12 protein-coding genes and 1 pseudogene are annotated in these 14,807 nt (G+C 64.9%); 3 read left to right on the plus strand and 10 right to left on the minus strand.

Going from position 1 to position 14,807, the window contains the following annotated elements; translation table 11 throughout:
- From AC628_RS34650 to AC628_RS45640, 10 genes and pseudogenes are all read right to left on the minus strand, one after another.
- Positions 1-390 (minus strand): annotated as a pseudogene (locus AC628_RS34650) (hypothetical protein); the annotation flags it as partial.
- A gap of 251 nt (positions 391-641) precedes the next feature.
- On the minus strand, positions 642-926 hold the full coding sequence (locus AC628_RS34655; protein WP_028340624.1) for a cupin domain-containing protein: 285 nt from the start codon (positions 924-926) through the stop codon (positions 642-644).
- A gap of 40 nt (positions 927-966) precedes the next feature.
- Positions 967-2,064, minus strand: a complete 1,098-nt coding sequence (locus tag AC628_RS34660) for a calcium:cation antiporter (protein WP_074131197.1) — start codon at positions 2,062-2,064, stop codon at positions 967-969.
- A gap of 55 nt (positions 2,065-2,119) precedes the next feature.
- Positions 2,120-2,926: an alpha/beta hydrolase gene (locus AC628_RS34665; protein ID WP_074131206.1), complete on the minus strand. Its 807-nt coding sequence runs from the start codon at positions 2,924-2,926 to the stop codon at positions 2,120-2,122.
- Positions 2,927-3,236: 310 nt separating this feature from the next.
- On the minus strand, positions 3,237-4,634 hold the full coding sequence (locus AC628_RS34675; protein WP_074131199.1) for an NAD(P)(+) transhydrogenase (Re/Si-specific) subunit beta: 1,398 nt from the start codon (positions 4,632-4,634) through the stop codon (positions 3,237-3,239).
- A gap of 44 nt (positions 4,635-4,678) precedes the next feature.
- Positions 4,679-4,996: a proton-translocating transhydrogenase family protein gene (locus tag AC628_RS34680; protein WP_016841609.1), complete on the minus strand. Its 318-nt coding sequence runs from the start codon at positions 4,994-4,996 to the stop codon at positions 4,679-4,681.
- A gap of 11 nt (positions 4,997-5,007) precedes the next feature.
- Complete coding sequence (locus AC628_RS34685) at positions 5,008-6,132, minus strand: Re/Si-specific NAD(P)(+) transhydrogenase subunit alpha (protein WP_074131200.1); 1,125 nt, start codon at positions 6,130-6,132, stop codon at positions 5,008-5,010.
- Between the two features lie 142 nt (positions 6,133-6,274).
- Positions 6,275-6,427 (minus strand): aa3-type cytochrome c oxidase subunit IV, encoded by a 153-nt coding sequence (locus tag AC628_RS34690; RefSeq protein ID WP_074131201.1) that lies wholly within the window; start codon positions 6,425-6,427, stop codon positions 6,275-6,277.
- Positions 6,428-6,679: 252 nt separating this feature from the next.
- Positions 6,680-8,596, minus strand: coding sequence for a M3 family oligoendopeptidase (locus AC628_RS34695; protein ID WP_074131202.1), 1,917 nt, complete (start codon positions 8,594-8,596; stop codon positions 6,680-6,682).
- Between the two features lie 79 nt (positions 8,597-8,675).
- Positions 8,676-8,819 carry a hypothetical protein gene (locus AC628_RS45640; protein WP_245321485.1) on the minus strand — a complete coding sequence of 48 codons (144 nt, stop codon included), beginning with the start codon at positions 8,817-8,819 and terminating at the stop codon, positions 8,676-8,678.
- Between AC628_RS45640 and AC628_RS34700 the strand changes: the two genes are divergently transcribed.
- From AC628_RS34700 to AC628_RS34710, 3 genes are all read left to right on the plus strand, one after another.
- On the plus strand, positions 8,799-10,229 hold the full coding sequence (locus AC628_RS34700; RefSeq protein ID WP_245321483.1) for a sigma-54-dependent transcriptional regulator: 1,431 nt from the start codon (positions 8,799-8,801) through the stop codon (positions 10,227-10,229). The two genes, AC628_RS45640 and AC628_RS34700, sit on opposite strands and share 21 nt — an antisense overlap.
- A 308-nt stretch (positions 10,230-10,537) precedes the next feature.
- The gene (locus tag AC628_RS34705) at positions 10,538-12,817 is read left to right on the plus strand and encodes a L,D-transpeptidase family protein (protein WP_074131204.1); all 2,280 of its coding nucleotides are present in this window, start codon (positions 10,538-10,540) and stop codon (positions 12,815-12,817) included.
- A 277-nt stretch (positions 12,818-13,094) separates the two neighbouring features.
- Entirely contained in the window at positions 13,095-14,690 is a 1,596-nt protein-coding gene (locus AC628_RS34710; protein ID WP_074131205.1) for a peptidoglycan L,D-endopeptidase MepK, read from the plus strand.
- Positions 14,691-14,807: the final 117 nt, after the last annotated feature.

A 14,807-nucleotide genomic window follows, 5' to 3' on the forward strand; every position in this document is an offset into this window, starting at 1 on the left:
CACCTTCGCGACCGCCTTCGGCGCCGCCGGGTGATGGCGGGTGTCGGCGGGGATGCTGGCGGTATCGGCCGGCGCGTCAGGCTTCTGGTCGGCGGATTTCTCGGCGGGCTTCTCGGTGACGGTGGCCTTCTCCGACGCCGACCGCTCGATCAGCGTGCGCTCGGACATGCCCCTGGCCTTCACGCCGGCTTCCGGGAGGCTGCTGACCACGGTGGCGGGCTTGGCGGCGGCTTTCGGATCGGCTTTGGGATCAACTGCGGCGGTCAAGGCTGCGGCTGCCGGCGCGTCCGGCTTGGCCACGATGTAGTGATTGACGATGTACGCCCCGATGATGGTCGCTGCCACCGAGGGTAAGATGTCCATCACAAATTTCTTCAGGTAACTCAGCATGACCTGCCACTCCCCACCCCGTTATTTCATGCTGGAACTTTGAGGCACATTCAGGGATCAACTGCGACGGATCGGTGGCAAACCCCCGTTCCGACGTCACCTTTGGTGTCACTTTGGTTTCAGCCGGAGGCGCCCCCTGCGTAGGCCGCATCCACCTCTTAATTCATCGTGCAGCCGTTAACGGGTTATGAATTTCCACAGCCGGGCCTGCACGGGGCTGCCATTCTGCGCGCGCAGGGTTACCGCCCGCATCAGGGCTTGAGTTCGACTTCGAGGAACACGATCTCGCTGGCCGTCTCGTTCAGCACGTCGTGCTGGACTCCGGCCTTGCGGAAGTAGGACTTGCCGGCCCCGAGCTGCGCCTTCGAGCGCTCGCCGTTCGGCGCCACGATGGTCATCTCCCCGGCCGTGATCGGAACGATGACGTAGTCCATCTCGTGGGTATGGTGGCCGGTGGCGCTGCCCGGCGCGAGCCGCCATTCGGTGACGCGAACCTCCGCCGTATCCACCTGCACATCCGATTTGGCACTGAGCATCGTCATTTTCTCCGAGTTTCTTGTTTGAGCGGATCATGCGCTACGGCACGAAAACCATGAACACGAACACCGCGAACACCACCATGTGAACGAGCCCGAACAGGATGTTGGTGCGGCCGGTTCCGAAGGTGAGCATGCTGACCATGAAGGTGAGCAGCAGGATCAGCATATGCTGGTTGCTGAGCCCGAGCACCAGCTGCTTGTCGAGCGCATAGGCGGCAAGGGCCACGGCGGGAACCGTGAGCCCGATGGTCGCGATCGAGGAGCCGAGCGCGAGGTTGATGCTCTTCTGCAGGTCGTTCTTGCGCGCCGCCGCCACCGCGGCAACGCCCTCCGGCAACAGCACCAGGGCCGCAACCACCAGGCCGGCAAAGGCCGGCGGCGCTCCGATCTTGACGGTGACGACGTCGACCACCAGCGAGAATTTCTTGGCCAGCAGCACCACGGCCAGCAAGGAAACCAGCAGCAGGGCAACGCTGATCGCCGTCATGCCGTCCGACATCACCTCGCCATGCGCCGCCGCCTCATTGGCGCCGCTGACGAAGTAATCGCGGTGGCGGATGGTCTGGGTGTAGAGGAACACCGCATACAGCAGCAGGGTCACGACGCTGATCACGGCGAGCTGCGCCGTGGAATAGACCGGGCCGGGCGCAGTCAGCGTGAAATTCGGCATGTCCAGCGTGATGGTCGCGAGCACGAACAGCACGCTGAGATAAAGATTCGCGCCGGTGATCTGGAAATCCTGCTCCCGGTAGCGCAAGCCGCCGATGAAGATGCAGAGCCCGACCAGGCCGTTGCAGACGATCATCACCACCGCGAACACGGTGTCGCGCGCCAGCGTCGGCGCCGGCGTGTCACCCAGCATGATGGTCGAGATCAGCGCGACCTCGATGATGGTCACGGCGAGCGTCAGGAGCAGCGTGCCGAACGGCTCGCCGATCCGTTCGGCGATCATCTCGGCATGATGGACGGCCGCGAACACGGTGCCGAACAGAATCACGAGCAGCACGGCCGCGAACAGCCATCCACCGACCGACGGCGCAAATGCATAGCCGGCGGCCGTGACCGCGCCGAACAACAGCATCGCCACAAGGGGATACAGCCAGGCCGACCGCGGCATCGGTCCGTGTGCGCTCATGTCGTCCGCCCCCAAAATTCGACTGGCGCGATTATGCGATAGATAATCGCCGCCGTCAGCCTCCGGCGGCGTCGATGAACCGCCTCGCCGTCGCCATCGCGCCGAAATCGTCGAGATTGTCGTGCCCGCCACCGGGCAGGCGCACGAATTGCTTGGGCTCGCGGGCGAGGCCGAACAGGCGCTCGCCGAAGCGAATCGGAATCACCGGATCACCGGTGCCGTGCATGATCAGCAGCGGCGCCGTGACACCGGTAATTCGCCGGTCGGAGTGGAATTGATCCCGCATCAGCAGGCTGATCGGCACATACCAGAAGTGCGCGCCGGCGACATCGGCCGTCGACGTGTACGGCGCCTCCAGGATCAGCTTGCCGATCGGATGGTCGGCGGCGAGCGCGACTGCAACGCCCGAGCCGAGCGAGAATCCCCAGGCCACGATCTGCTCGGCGCGGTACCGCGCGGTGGTGAACGCGTAAGCCGCTGCGGCGTCCTGCAGCAGCCCCTGCTCGCTCGGAGATCCGCCCGAACCGGCGTAGCCGCGATAGGACAACGCCACCAGCCCGGTGCCGTCGGCGGTGATGCCCTTGAAGCGCGCCACGCGGCCGGCAAGGAAATCGCCATTGCCGGGAAAGAACAGCACGACACCCCGGCCCGGCTTGGCCGGCACATGCCAGACGATGACCTTCTCGCCGTCGGCGGTGGTCAGCACGTGCTCCTCCGCTTCGGGAAGGCCGGCGGCCGCTGGCGCGGTGCGCCCGACCGGCGGGATCGGAAACAGCAATTCGCGCTGCTTGACGTACAGCACCGCAAGGCCACCGAGATAGACGACCGCGGCGACGATCAGCAGCCATTTCAGGATCGTCAGAACCACGCGCAAATCTCGCCTGCAACTCTAGATTTAGTGTGTCCGATGATACGAGACCCCATTGCTACTTTGCATGGGGTTGTTTTCGCAGTTTTGAGTCCCGGCCTTGGTCTTTGGTAGCCGCCGAGATGGGCCCGCGCCTGGAATTGAGCAGCTTTTCGACCTCGAGCCTGATGCTGTCGGGAACCGGCCGGCAAGCGCAAACATTCGCATGCGTCACATGCCAGCTGATGCGCTGCTCGCGCGTGGCGACGAGCGGCATGCGATGTTCTCGATGCCACTCCCGGTTCAGCGCCATTCGCCGCCCGCCTTACATCGCCTTGACGATGTTCTCGGTGACCTTCTTGGCGTCGCCGAGCAACATCATGGTGTTGTCGCGGTAGAACAGCGGGTTGTCGATGCCGGCATAGCCTGAGGCCAGCGAGCGCTTGATGAACATCACGGTGCCGGCCTTCCAGACCTGCAGCACCGGCATGCCGTAGATCGGCGAGGTCTTGTCCTCTTCCGCCGCTGGGTTGGTGACGTCGTTGGCGCCGATCACGAAGGCGATATCGGCCTGGGCGAATTCCGAGTTGATGTCCTCGAGCTCGAACACCTCGTCATAGGGCACGTTGGCTTCGGCCAGCAGCACGTTCATGTGGCCGGGCATGCGGCCGGCGACCGGGTGAATGGCGTATTTCACCTCGACGCCTTCCTTCTTCAGGAGGTCGGCCATTTCGCGCAGCGCGTGCTGGGCCTGCGCCACCGCCATGCCGTAGCCGGGCACGATGATGACCTTCGAGGCGTTCTTCATGATGAAGGCGGCATCGTCGGCTGAGCCCAGCTTGGCCGGCTTCTGCTCGCCGCTGCCACCGCCGGCGGCCGCCGTCTCGCCGCCGAAGCCGCCGAGGATGACCGAGATGAACGAGCGGTTCATCGCGTGGCACATGATGTAGGACAGGATCGCACCGGAGGAGCCGACCAGCGCGCCGGTGATGATCAGCGCCGAGTTACCGAGCGTGAAGCCGATGCCGGCCGCGGCCCAGCCCGAATACGAGTTCAGCATCGAAATCACGACCGGCATGTCGGCGCCGCCGATCGGGATGATCATCAGCACGCCGAGCGCCAGCGCCAGGATCGTGATCATCCAGAAGTCGAACGCGCTGCCACTCAGTACGAGGCCGACGATGAAGAACACCAGCGCCAGCGCCAGCACGATGTTGATGACATGCCGGAACGGCAGGATGATCGGCGCGCCGCTCATCCGCGCCGACAGCTTCAGGAACGCGATCACCGAGCCAGTGAAGGTCAGCGCGCCGATCGCGACGCCGAGCGACATTTCGACGAGGCTCTGCGGATGGATGTTGCCGGGCGTGCCGATATCGAAGGCCTCCGGCGCATAGAACGCGCCCGCGGCGACCAGCACCGCGGCCATACCGACCAGCGAGTGGAAGGCTGCGACGAGCTCGGGCATCGAGGTCATCGGCACCCGGCGCGCGATCACCGCGCCGATGCTGCCACCGATCGCGACTGCGAGGATGACCAGCAGCCAGGCGACGCCGTCGGCCGGCGGATGGCTCGCAAGCGTGGTGCCGACCGCGATCGCCATGCCGATCATGCCGAACATGTTGCCCTGGCGCGAAGACGCTGGGCTCGACAGGCCGCGCAGCGACAGGATGAACAGCACACCTGCCACGAGGTACAACAGTGCAGAGAGATTGGCGCTCATCTCAGGTCCCCCAAATTCTTACATCACCCCGAGGTGGTTGCCGTTCACTTGGCTTTCTTCTTGTACATCGCCAGCATGCGCTGGGTGACCAGGAAGCCGCCGAAGATGTTCACACAGGCGAAGATCAGCGCGACGAAGCCGAAGCCGCGGGCCCAGCCCGAGCCGCTCGACACCATGCCGACGCCGACCGCGAGCAGCGCGCCGACCACGATCACCGACGAGATCGCATTGGTCACGCTCATCAGCGGCGTGTGCAGCGCAGGGGTCACCGACCACACCACGAAATAGCCGACAAACACGGCGAGAACGAAAATCGACAGCCGGAACACGAACGGATCGACGGCCTGCGCGAGATGCTCCATGGCTTCTCTCCTTACTTCGGCTGGAAGTTGGGATGGATGACGGCGCCGTCCTTGGTCAGCGCGGTGGCCTTCACCAGCTCGTCGTCCCAATTGACCGCGAGCGCCTTGCTGGCCTTGTCGACCATCGTCTCGATGAACGAGAACAGGTTGCGCGCATAGAGGCTCGAGGCCGAGGCCGCGACGCGGCCGGCGACATTGGTGTAGCCGACGATCTTGATGCCGTCCGTCTCCACCACCTCGCCGGGCTTGGCGCCCTCGACATTGCCGCCGCGCTCGACCGCGAGATCGACCAGCACCGAGCCCGGCTTCATCGACTTCACCATCTCGCCCGAGACGAGCTTCGGCGCCGGACGGCCCGGGATCAGCGCGGTGGTGATCACGATGTCCTGCTTCTTGATGTGCTCGGCGGTGAGCGCGGCCTGCTTGGCCTGGTACTCCTTGGACATTTCCTTGGCGTAGCCGCCGGCGGTCTGGGCGTTCTTGAACTCCTCGTCCTCGACGGCGAGGAACTTTGCACCGAGCGATTCCACCTGCTCCTTGGTGGCGGGCCGCACGTCGGTCGCGGTGACGACGGCACCTAACCGCCGCGCGGTCGCGATCGCCTGCAGGCCGGCGACGCCGACGCCCATCACGAACACCTTGGCGGCCGGCACGGTGCCGGCGGCGGTCATCATCATCGGGAAGGCGCGGCCGAAGGCTTCGGCGCCCTCGATCACCGCGCGATAGCCGGCCAGATTGGCCTGCGAGGACAAGACGTCCATCACCTGCGCGCGGGTGATGCGCGGCATCAATTCCATCGCGAAGGCGGACACGCCGGCATCGGCCATCGTCTTCAGCGCGGCCTCGTTGCCATAGGGATCCATGATCGCGATGACCAGCGCGCCGCGCTTGTATTTGGAGAGTTCGGAGGCCTCGGGCCGCTTCACCTTGATGATGATGTCGGCGTCCTTGAGCGCATCGGCGCTGACGGTGGCGCCCGCCGCGGTGAGCTCCGAATCAGGCAGGCCCGACTTGATGCCCGCGCCGGGCTCGACCGCGACCTCGGCGCCGAGCGCCTTGAACTTCTTGATGGTGTCCGGCGAAACCGCAACCCGCGGCTCGGACGGATCGATTTCCTTGGCAACGGCGATCTTCATGGGCCCTCCGGCGGCGCGAGCGGCGCACGCGTCTTCAAACTAGCGTTATTTTCGCCAGATTGGATACCCCGGTTTTTACAGCCGGGTTCAACAGGAATTCCGGCACCGCCGCGGGACGGCGGCGCCGCTAGCCGATCAAGGATCAGACCAGGAAATAGGCCATCAGAATGAGGAGGATGGCGACGCTGATCGTGCCCCATTTGACCAGCATGAGAAACCCTTCATAGGTCTGCTCATGCGCCACGTAATCGTTGCCGTCGGCGGTCGTATAGGCCACTTCGTTATGGTCTGCCATCGCTGTCCCCAGTCAGAAATTCGCGTTCTGCGAGCCATTACCGCAAACGGATTGGCAGGGCAACGGCGCGGTCCCTATCGGGTGATTTGGAGGGCAAATCGTCCCCGATTCACCCCTCGAGCGACGGCCCCTGCGGCCGCCCTCGGGCAGGATTGATCTCCCAAACGCAGGCGTCATGGGATGGTCATGCCGTGAGGCGCAAAAAAGCGCCGAAACGAATCTGACCCGGGCCGGCCGGAAGGCCGATGGGCCTCAGCCCATCGCCTCCAGCTCGTCGATCATGCCGGCGATCACGGACAGGCCCCCGTCCCAGAATTTCGGGTCCTTGGCGTCGAGCCCGAACGGCCGCAGCAGCTCGGAGTAATGCTTGGTGCCGCCGGCCGCGAGCATGTCGAGATAGCGCTCGGCGAAACCCTCGGAGGCGTGCTCGTAGACCGCATAGAGCGAGTTCACCAGGCAATCGCCGAACGCGTAGGCGTAGACATAGAACGGCGAGTGGATGAAATGCGGGATGTACATCCAGAACGTCTCGTAGCCCGGCTTGATCTCGATCGCGGGCCCTAGGCTCTCGCCCTGCACGCTGAGCCAGAGCTGGGCGATCCGCTCGGCGGTGAGCTCGCCATTCTTGCGCTCGGTGTGAACCGCGCGCTCGAATGAATAGAACGCGATCTGCCGCACCACGGTGTTGATCATGTCCTCGACCTTGCCCGCGAGCAGCGCCTGGCGCTGCTTTGCGTTCTTGGTCTGCGACAACAGACGCTTGAAGGTCAGCATCTCGCCGAACACGCTCGCGGTTTCCGCCAGCGTCAGCGGCGTCGGCGCCATCAGCGCGCCGTTCTTCGCCGCCAGCACCTGGTGCACGCCATGGCCGAGCTCATGCGCCAGCGTCATCACGTCGCGCGGCTTGCCCTGATAATTCATCAGCACGTAAGGGTGCGCCGACGGCGTGGTCGGATGCGAGAACGCGCCCGGCGCCTTGCCGGGACGGACCGGCGCATCGATCCACCGATCATCGAAGAAGCGCTCGGCGATCTCGGCCATTCTCGGCGAGAAACCGTTATAGGCCGACAGCACCATGTTGCGCGCCTCGGGCCAGGCGATCGTGCCGGTCGCTGCGAACGGCAGCGGCGCGTTGCGATCCCAGTGCGGCAGCTTCTTCTTTTTGAACCAGCCGGCCTTCAACGCGTAATAGCGATGCGACAGCTTCGGATAGGCCGCTCGCACCGAGGCGACCAGCGCATCGACCACCTCGCGCTCGACGCGGTTGTTGAGGTGGCGGGAATCCGCGACGTCCTGGAAGCCGCGCCAGCGGTCGGAGATCTCCTTGTCCTTGGCGAGCGTGTTGGTGATCAGCGCGAAGGTGCGCTCATTGTCCTTGAAGGTCCTGGCGAGCGCCTGCGCCGCGGCCTTGCGCTTGTCGCCGGCCTTGTCCTGCAACAGGTTCAGCGTCGGCTCGATCGCAAGCTCCTTGCCCGCGACCTTGAAGCGCAGGCCGGAGATGGTCTGGTCGAACAGCCGGTTCCAGGCTGCGTAGCCGCTCTGCGCCTTTTCGTGGAAGAGCTGCTCGACGCGATCCTCGAGCTGGTACGGCTTGTCCTTGCGCAGATCCTCGATCCACGGCCGGTAGTGGCCGAGCGCGGGTTCGGCCATCGCGCGCTCGATCACATCATCGTCAACGCGATTGAGCTCGAGCGAGAAGAACAGCAGATGCACCGACGCCGCCGTCAGCCGCTCGGACACGTCGCCGTAGAATTTCGAGATCGCCGGGTCGACGCTGTCGCCGGCATGGACCAGGCCGGCATAGGAGCCGAGACGACCGGCTAGGTCGTCGATCGCCTCGTAGCGGCTGATAGCCTCGGCGAGCCACTTTCCGCCGCCTTCCCTGGCGGTATTTTCGGCAAGCTTGCCCTTGTAGTCGGTCTCAAACGCGACGCAATCTGCATCCATTTTCTGCAGGTCGCGTGCGACCTCCGGGGCATCGATGCCGGCGTAGAGATCAGCCAGATTCCATTCGGGAAGCTTGCCGGTCTTGCTTGCTGCCGTTTTTGCCGCCGGGCCGCCTGCGGTGGATTTGCGTTGGGCACCCGTCTTGCGCAACGCGGCTTCCTTGCGGAGGGCGGCCTTGCTGGCGGCAGTCTTGTTGGACGCAGTTTTGGAGCGCGAGGTCATCTTGTTCGTAACCTTAGTTCAGTCGGTAAGATGTCGGCGGCGGCGGAATAAGGGCGGGTTGGCAACGTTTAAGAGTGCGTTAATCGGCATCGGCGACATTGCCCCGATTCGAGACAAATAATCGTAGCGTGCGGGGAAAACCATGGCTGCCACCATTTTGATCGCCGATGACGACGCAGTACAGCGTCGTTTGGTTGAAAACATGGTGCAGAAGTGCGGCCATGAGCCCCTCGTCGTGGACAGTGGCGACGCGGCGATAGCGGCCCTGACCGCATCCGAGACGCAGGCGATCGATGCCGTCGTGCTCGACCTCGTCATGCCGGGCCTCGACGGTCTCGGAGTCCTCGCAAAGATTCGTGAAGCTGGTTTGAACGTCCCGGTCATCGTGCAGACCGCGCATGGCGGCATCGACAATGTGGTGTCGGCGATGCGCGCAGGTGCCCAGGACTTCGTCGTCAAGCCGGTCGGCTTCGAGCGGTTGCAGGTCTCCCTGCGCAACGCCCTCAACGCCTCGGCGCTGAAGGGCGAATTGCAGCGCATCCGCCACAGCCGCGAGGGCCGGCTGACCTTCTCCGACATCATCACCCGCAGCGAGGCGATGGCCGGGGTGCTGCGCACCGCGCAGAAAGCGGCATCCTCGACGATTCCCGTGCTGGTCGAGGGCGAGTCCGGCGTCGGCAAGGAACTGTTCGCTCGCGCCATCCACGGCAGCAGCGAGCGCAAGGCCAAGCCGTTCGTCGCGGTGAACTGCGGCGCGATCCCGGACAATCTCGTCGAATCGATCCTGTTCGGCCATGAGAAGGGCGCCTTCACCGGCGCCACCGAGCGCCACCAGGGCAAGTTCGTGGAGGCCCATGGCGGCACCCTGTTCCTCGACGAAGTCGGCGAATTGCCGCTGGCGACGCAGGTGAAACTGTTGCGCGCGCTGCAGGAAGGCACCGTCGAGGCGGTCGGCGGCCGCAAGCCGGTCAAGGTCGATGTCCGCATCATCTCGGCGACCAACCGCAAGCTGCTCGATCTCGTGAAGGCCGGCCAGTTCCGCGAGGACCTGTTCTATCGCCTGCACGTGCTGCCGCTGACCATTCCGGCGCTGCGGCAGCGGCGCGAGGACATCCCGCATCTGTTGCGGCATTTCCTGGCGCGGTTCTGCGCCGAGGAGAACCGCAACATCACCGGCATCAGCGGCGATGCGATGGCGCATCTGGCGCAGCTCGATTGGCCCGGGAACATCCGTCAGCTCGAGAACACGGTGTATCGCGCCGTGGTCATGAGCGACGGCGATCAGCTCGGGCTCGCCGACTTCCCGCAAGGCCCGGCGCATCCGGTCCCGGAAGGAAAGTCCTTGCAGGGCGAGCCGCTGGTGGTGTCGCCATCCACGGCGCCCGCCATGATTTCCGGTAACGAAATACCGGTTCCGACCGCCCTCCCGACCACCGGTGGCCTCTCGATGCTCAATGCCGCGGGCGAGGTGCGTCCGCTGGAAGATCTCGAGAACGAGATCATCCGCTTTGCGATTTCGCATTATCGCGGACAGATGTCGGAGGTCGCGCGGCGTCTCAAGATCGGCCGCTCGACCCTCTACCGCAAGCTCGACGAGGCCGCGGCCGACACGCGCGCCAGCGACGCCGGTTAAGCCCCGAGGCCGCCGAGGCCATTACCTGGGAACCTTTTGAACCGTGTCGTGGCGGTGACAGACAAAGGCTGTGCCGCGTGGCAAAAACGCACAGCCCGAGCGAAATCAGCTGCTTCGAGGTCAGTTTGTCGTGAGTTGCCCCGCATGGCGCTGGCTGCATAAGAGGGGCAAATGTATCGTCTGCGTTCGTTGCGTGCAGGCATACGAGTCGTTTGAGAAGCCGGCGCTTTCGCGCAAGCTATGAAACCGGATATCGATTTGAACTGTTCCAGAATCTTAAGGGGCAGTTCCACCCAGGGGGTGTGAAAATGCGTGACTGTTCGAACAACCGTCGGGGATTTGACCGCGTATTGATGGCCGTCGCGGCGACCTTCCTCACGGTGTCCGCGAGCTCGGCCTTCGCGCAGGACACGCCTCGCTCCAACGCCTCGGAACTTGCGATCGACGCGGCGATCCCGCGCCCCGAACCGGCCAATGTGCCGCCGCCCACCGCGAGCGATTTCAAGCCCGACACCACCGCCGCGCTGCCCGACGCAGCCAAGCCGGCCGACGTGAAGCCGGCCGATGTGCAGGCCACCGACGCAAAGCCCGCTGACGCAAAGCCCGCCGATGCAAAACCGGCAGAGCCGAGCGCGACGGCAAAGGCCGTCGAGCCGAAGCCCGCCGATGTCGCCACCGCGCCGGCGACGAAGCCCGCCGACGCGCCGAAGGCCGATGCACCAAAGACCGATACCGCGGTCGCACCGCCTGCGGCAGCACCCGCCCCTGCCACCGCAACGGCGCCCGTCGCAGCTCCGGCTCCCGCGACGGCCGCAGCTCCGGCTGCTGAGCCCGCGAAGGCTGCGAGCAATGTTGCCGCCGAGGATCAGCCGGTCGCCGACAAGCTGCGCGACCTGCTTGCCAACAAGTCGCTGCGCACCTTCGATCGCAAGAACGAGCGCGCGGCCGCCGAAAAATTCTATTCAGCCCGCGAATACGCGCCTGTGTTCACCAAGGCCGGCAAGCTGACCGATGCCGGCAAGGGCGTCATCGCCCGCCTGAAGGATGCCGCTGCCGACGGCCTCGATGCATCAGACTATCCGGTGCCGGATTTCACCGCTGCGACGACGCCTGATGCGCTGGCCGACGCCGAGCTGAAGCTCGCGGCCAGCATGCTGGACTACGCACGCCAGGCCCAGAGCGGCCGCATGCACTGGTCGCAGGTGTCGGCTGATATCCTCTATCCGGAGCACCCGATCGATCCGGCGGAAGTGTTCACGAATGTGACCTCGGCCAAGGACGCCTCGGCGGCGCTCGATAGCTACAATCCGCCGCAGAAGCTCTACAAGGAGCTGAAGAAGAAGCTCGCCGAGCTGCGCGGCCAAGGCGACGGCCCTGTCATCACGATCGCGGACGGCCCGGCGCTGAAATATGTGCCGGCGCGCAAGAAGCAGGCCGCGGTCGAGATGGACGATCCCCGCGTGCCGGACCTGCGGGGCAAGCTTGGCGTCACCGAGAATGCCGACAGCACCAAGTATGATGCGACCGTCGCGCGCGCAGTGGAGAGATTCCAGAGCAGCGTCGACCTCAAGCCGACAGGCGTGCTCGACGAGCGCACGGTGAAGGCGCTGAACAATCCGAAGCGCGACCGGCAGATCGACACCGTGATCGTCAACATGGAGCGCTGGCGCTGGCTGCCGCGCCAGCTCGGCGCCGCCAGTGTCGGCAACGCCTATGTGATCCTCAACATCCCGGACTACACGCTGAAGGTGATGCAGAACGGCGCGCAGGTCTGGACCACGCGCGTCGTCACCGGCAAGCCCGGCCAGCACGCCACGCCGCTTCTGACCGAAACGATGAAGTACATCACGGTCAACCCGACCTGGAACGTGCCGCCGTCGATCATCTACAACGAATATCTGCCGGCCTTGCAGCAGGATCCGACGGTGCTGCAGCGCATGGGCCTGAAGCTCGAGCGCAACCGCGACGGCTCGATCCACATCTCGCAGCCGCCCGGTGAAGCCAACGCGCTCGGCCGCATCCGCTTCAACTTCCCGAACAAGTTCCTGGTCTATCAGCACGACACGCCGGACAAGTACCTGTTCGCGAAGGACGAGCGCGCCTACAGCCATGGCTGCATGCGCGTGCAGAATCCGGATCAGTACGCGTCCGTGCTGCTCAACATCGCCGAGCCGAACCAGCACTACACGCCGGAGCGGATCCGCAGCATGTACGGCTCGAGCGAAGTCGATCTGAAATTCCCGACGCCGATCCCGGTCAACATCACCTACCAGACTGCGTTCGTGGACGACGCCGGCAAGCTGCAAATCCGCAGGGACGTCTACGGCCGCGACGCCACCATGCTGTCGCTGCTCAAGAACAGCCGCGGCAAGGATCTCGAAACGGTGGTGGCGCACGCCCAGCCGAGCTATGCGCGTCCGCCGAGCAGCAGCCTGCCCGCAGGTGTCAACGTCGCCGGCGATAACAGCGGCTTCGGGTCCTCCGGACCGAACTTCTTCGAGCGCCTGTTCGGAGGGTTCGGACAGCCGGAGCCACAGCCGACCCGCCGCGGTCAGGCCCAGCAGCAGCGCCGGGTGATCACCCGCTGATCAGCCTCTCCGATCTGCCTGCTTGCCGATTGGCATAAATTTTGAAGCAAAATCAACGATCTCGCTCAAAAAGCGAGATCGTTTACGTTAACCATTTCCCGGGCCGGCCGGGGAACTGGGCTATCTTTTGCCACACTCCCCCAGTTAGTTAAGCCTAACTTGGGGGCGGGTCGGTAAACCTCGGTTAACCCTCCCGCTTTAAGAAAGCGTTCACCGTCTTCCGCAGGGGGTCTGCGAAAGGTGCCGACCGAACGCTCGTCGACTGGGTGGGCTCATAGTGCTGGCTGTCTTCGCACGCCGCTGCAATCCGCTGTCGTTGCCTAAGGCCGGGTACCAAGTCGGCCTGACCGCGCTGTTGCTTTTGGCCGGCGCGGGATCGGTGCATGACGCGACTGCGCTGAACCAGACCCGCACCCTCTCGTTCCACCACACCCATTCCGGCGAAGACCTCACCGTCACCTTCAAGCGCGATGGCCGCTACGATGAAGCCTCGCTGAAGCAGCTCAATCACTTCCTGCGCGACTGGCGCTCCCAGGATGAGACGGTGATGGACCGTCATCTGTTCGACATCCTCTGGGAAGTCTACAGCGACGTCGGCGGCAAGCAGCCGATCCAGATCATCTCCGCCTATCGCGCCCCTGCCACCAATGCCATGCTGCGCCGCCGCTCCTCGGGCGTCGCGCGCCACAGCCAGCACATGCTGGGGCATGCGATGGACTTCTTCATTCCGGGCGTGCCGCTGGAGCAGATCCGCTACGCCGGCCTGCGCCTGCAGCGCGGCGGCGTCGGCTTCTATCCGACCTCCGGCTCGCCGTTCGTGCATCTCGACACCGGCGGCATTCGCCACTGGCCGCGGATGACCCGCGAGCAGCTGGTCAAGGTGTTCCCCGATGGCCGCACCGTCCATGTCCCGACCGACGGCACGCCGCTGAAGGGCTATGAGCTCGCCAAGGCCGACATCGAGCGCCGCGGCAATGGCGACGATGCCGCTGTGATCAGCAAGCCGACCCTGTTCGCGAAGCTGTTCGGGGCCGGCAAGTCGGGTGACGATGAAGACGAAGGCGCGGCCGGCGTGAACGACAAGCCCGCAGCCAACACCGTGGTTGCGGCCGCAGCGCCCGCCAAATCCGCCGATCCGATTCCGCTGCCGCGCGCCAAGCCGCAATTCGCCGCCGCCATCCAGCTCGCCGCCGCCGACGCGCAGCTGGTTCCGACGCCGAAGGCCAGGCCGGCGATGCAGGTGGTGCAAACCGCAGAGAATACCGAGCCGCAATCACCCGCCGACATCATCAACGCCCGCGGCTTCTGGGGCGACGATTCGGCGGCGCCGAAGCAGGCGTCGGCCGCGCAGATCGCCGCGCTGAAAGCACGTGAGGCGGTTGGCGGCTCCGATCCGCAGACCACGGCCAGCGCGACCGAAAACTTCAACAAGGCGCTCGCCTATGCGCCCGCTGCATCGTCACCGGTCGATCGCGCCAACATCGTCGCGGCGACCGCGCCGATCCCGCGCAATGTGCGCCCGACGCGCAATGCGGCGGCGCCGGCTACCGAAATCAACACCGTCGTCGCAAAGGGCGCGCCCGGTCAGGGCCTGATCACGACGTCGGCGCGGATCTCGGCCGCCAAGGGCAACGATGTCTGGATGCGCGTGGTGATGCTGGCGCCGAGCGCAAGCAATGCCATGCTGACCACGGTGCTTGGCGACACCGACATGAGCCTGATGCGGGCTCATTTCGTGAAGCCGCAGGCCGCCGTCGCCATGACTTTCTCGGAAGATCCGATGATGGGCATGACCTGCGACCACTTCTCGGGCTCGGCGACCACTCCCCTGACCACCCAGTCCTTCGTGCTGCGCACCGCCGCGCTGCGCTAAAGCGGGATGGGGTTAGGTTGAATCGATTTGGGATTCCCAAATCAGGCTGTTTCTGATTCACCATGCTGGCTGGGCGGAGGCCAGCATGGATGGGCAAGCCTTATTCTCTGGATCTTC

The sequence above is a fragment of the Bradyrhizobium sp. NAS96.2 genome, assembly GCF_001908235.1.
GTDB lineage: Bacteria > Pseudomonadota > Alphaproteobacteria > Rhizobiales > Xanthobacteraceae > Bradyrhizobium.

Bases quoted from the DNA above. Each gene is read 5' to 3' on its own strand.
- AC628_RS34655 (WP_028340624.1), bottom strand. From the start codon at position 926: ATGCTCAGTGCCAAATCGGATGTGCAGGTGGATACGGCGGAGGTTCGC.
- AC628_RS34660 (WP_074131197.1), bottom strand. From the start codon at position 2,064: ATGAGCGCACACGGACCGATGCCGCGGTCGGCCTGGCTGTATCCCCTT.
- AC628_RS34675 (WP_074131199.1), bottom strand. From the start codon at position 4,634: ATGAGCGCCAATCTCTCTGCACTGTTGTACCTCGTGGCAGGTGTGCTG.
- AC628_RS34680 (WP_016841609.1), bottom strand. From the start codon at position 4,996: ATGGAGCATCTCGCGCAGGCCGTCGATCCGTTCGTGTTCCGGCTGTCG.
- AC628_RS34685 (WP_074131200.1), bottom strand. From the start codon at position 6,132: ATGAAGATCGCCGTTGCCAAGGAAATCGATCCGTCCGAGCCGCGGGTT.
- AC628_RS34690 (WP_074131201.1), bottom strand. From the start codon at position 6,427: ATGGCAGACCATAACGAAGTGGCCTATACGACCGCCGACGGCAACGAT.
- AC628_RS34695 (WP_074131202.1), bottom strand. From the start codon at position 8,596: ATGACCTCGCGCTCCAAAACTGCGTCCAACAAGACTGCCGCCAGCAAG.
- AC628_RS34700 (WP_245321483.1), top strand. From the start codon at position 8,799: ATGGTGCAGAAGTGCGGCCATGAGCCCCTCGTCGTGGACAGTGGCGAC.
- AC628_RS45640 (WP_245321485.1), bottom strand. From the start codon at position 8,819: ATGGCCGCACTTCTGCACCATGTTTTCAACCAAACGACGCTGTACTGC.
- AC628_RS34705 (WP_074131204.1), top strand. From the start codon at position 10,538: ATGCGTGACTGTTCGAACAACCGTCGGGGATTTGACCGCGTATTGATG.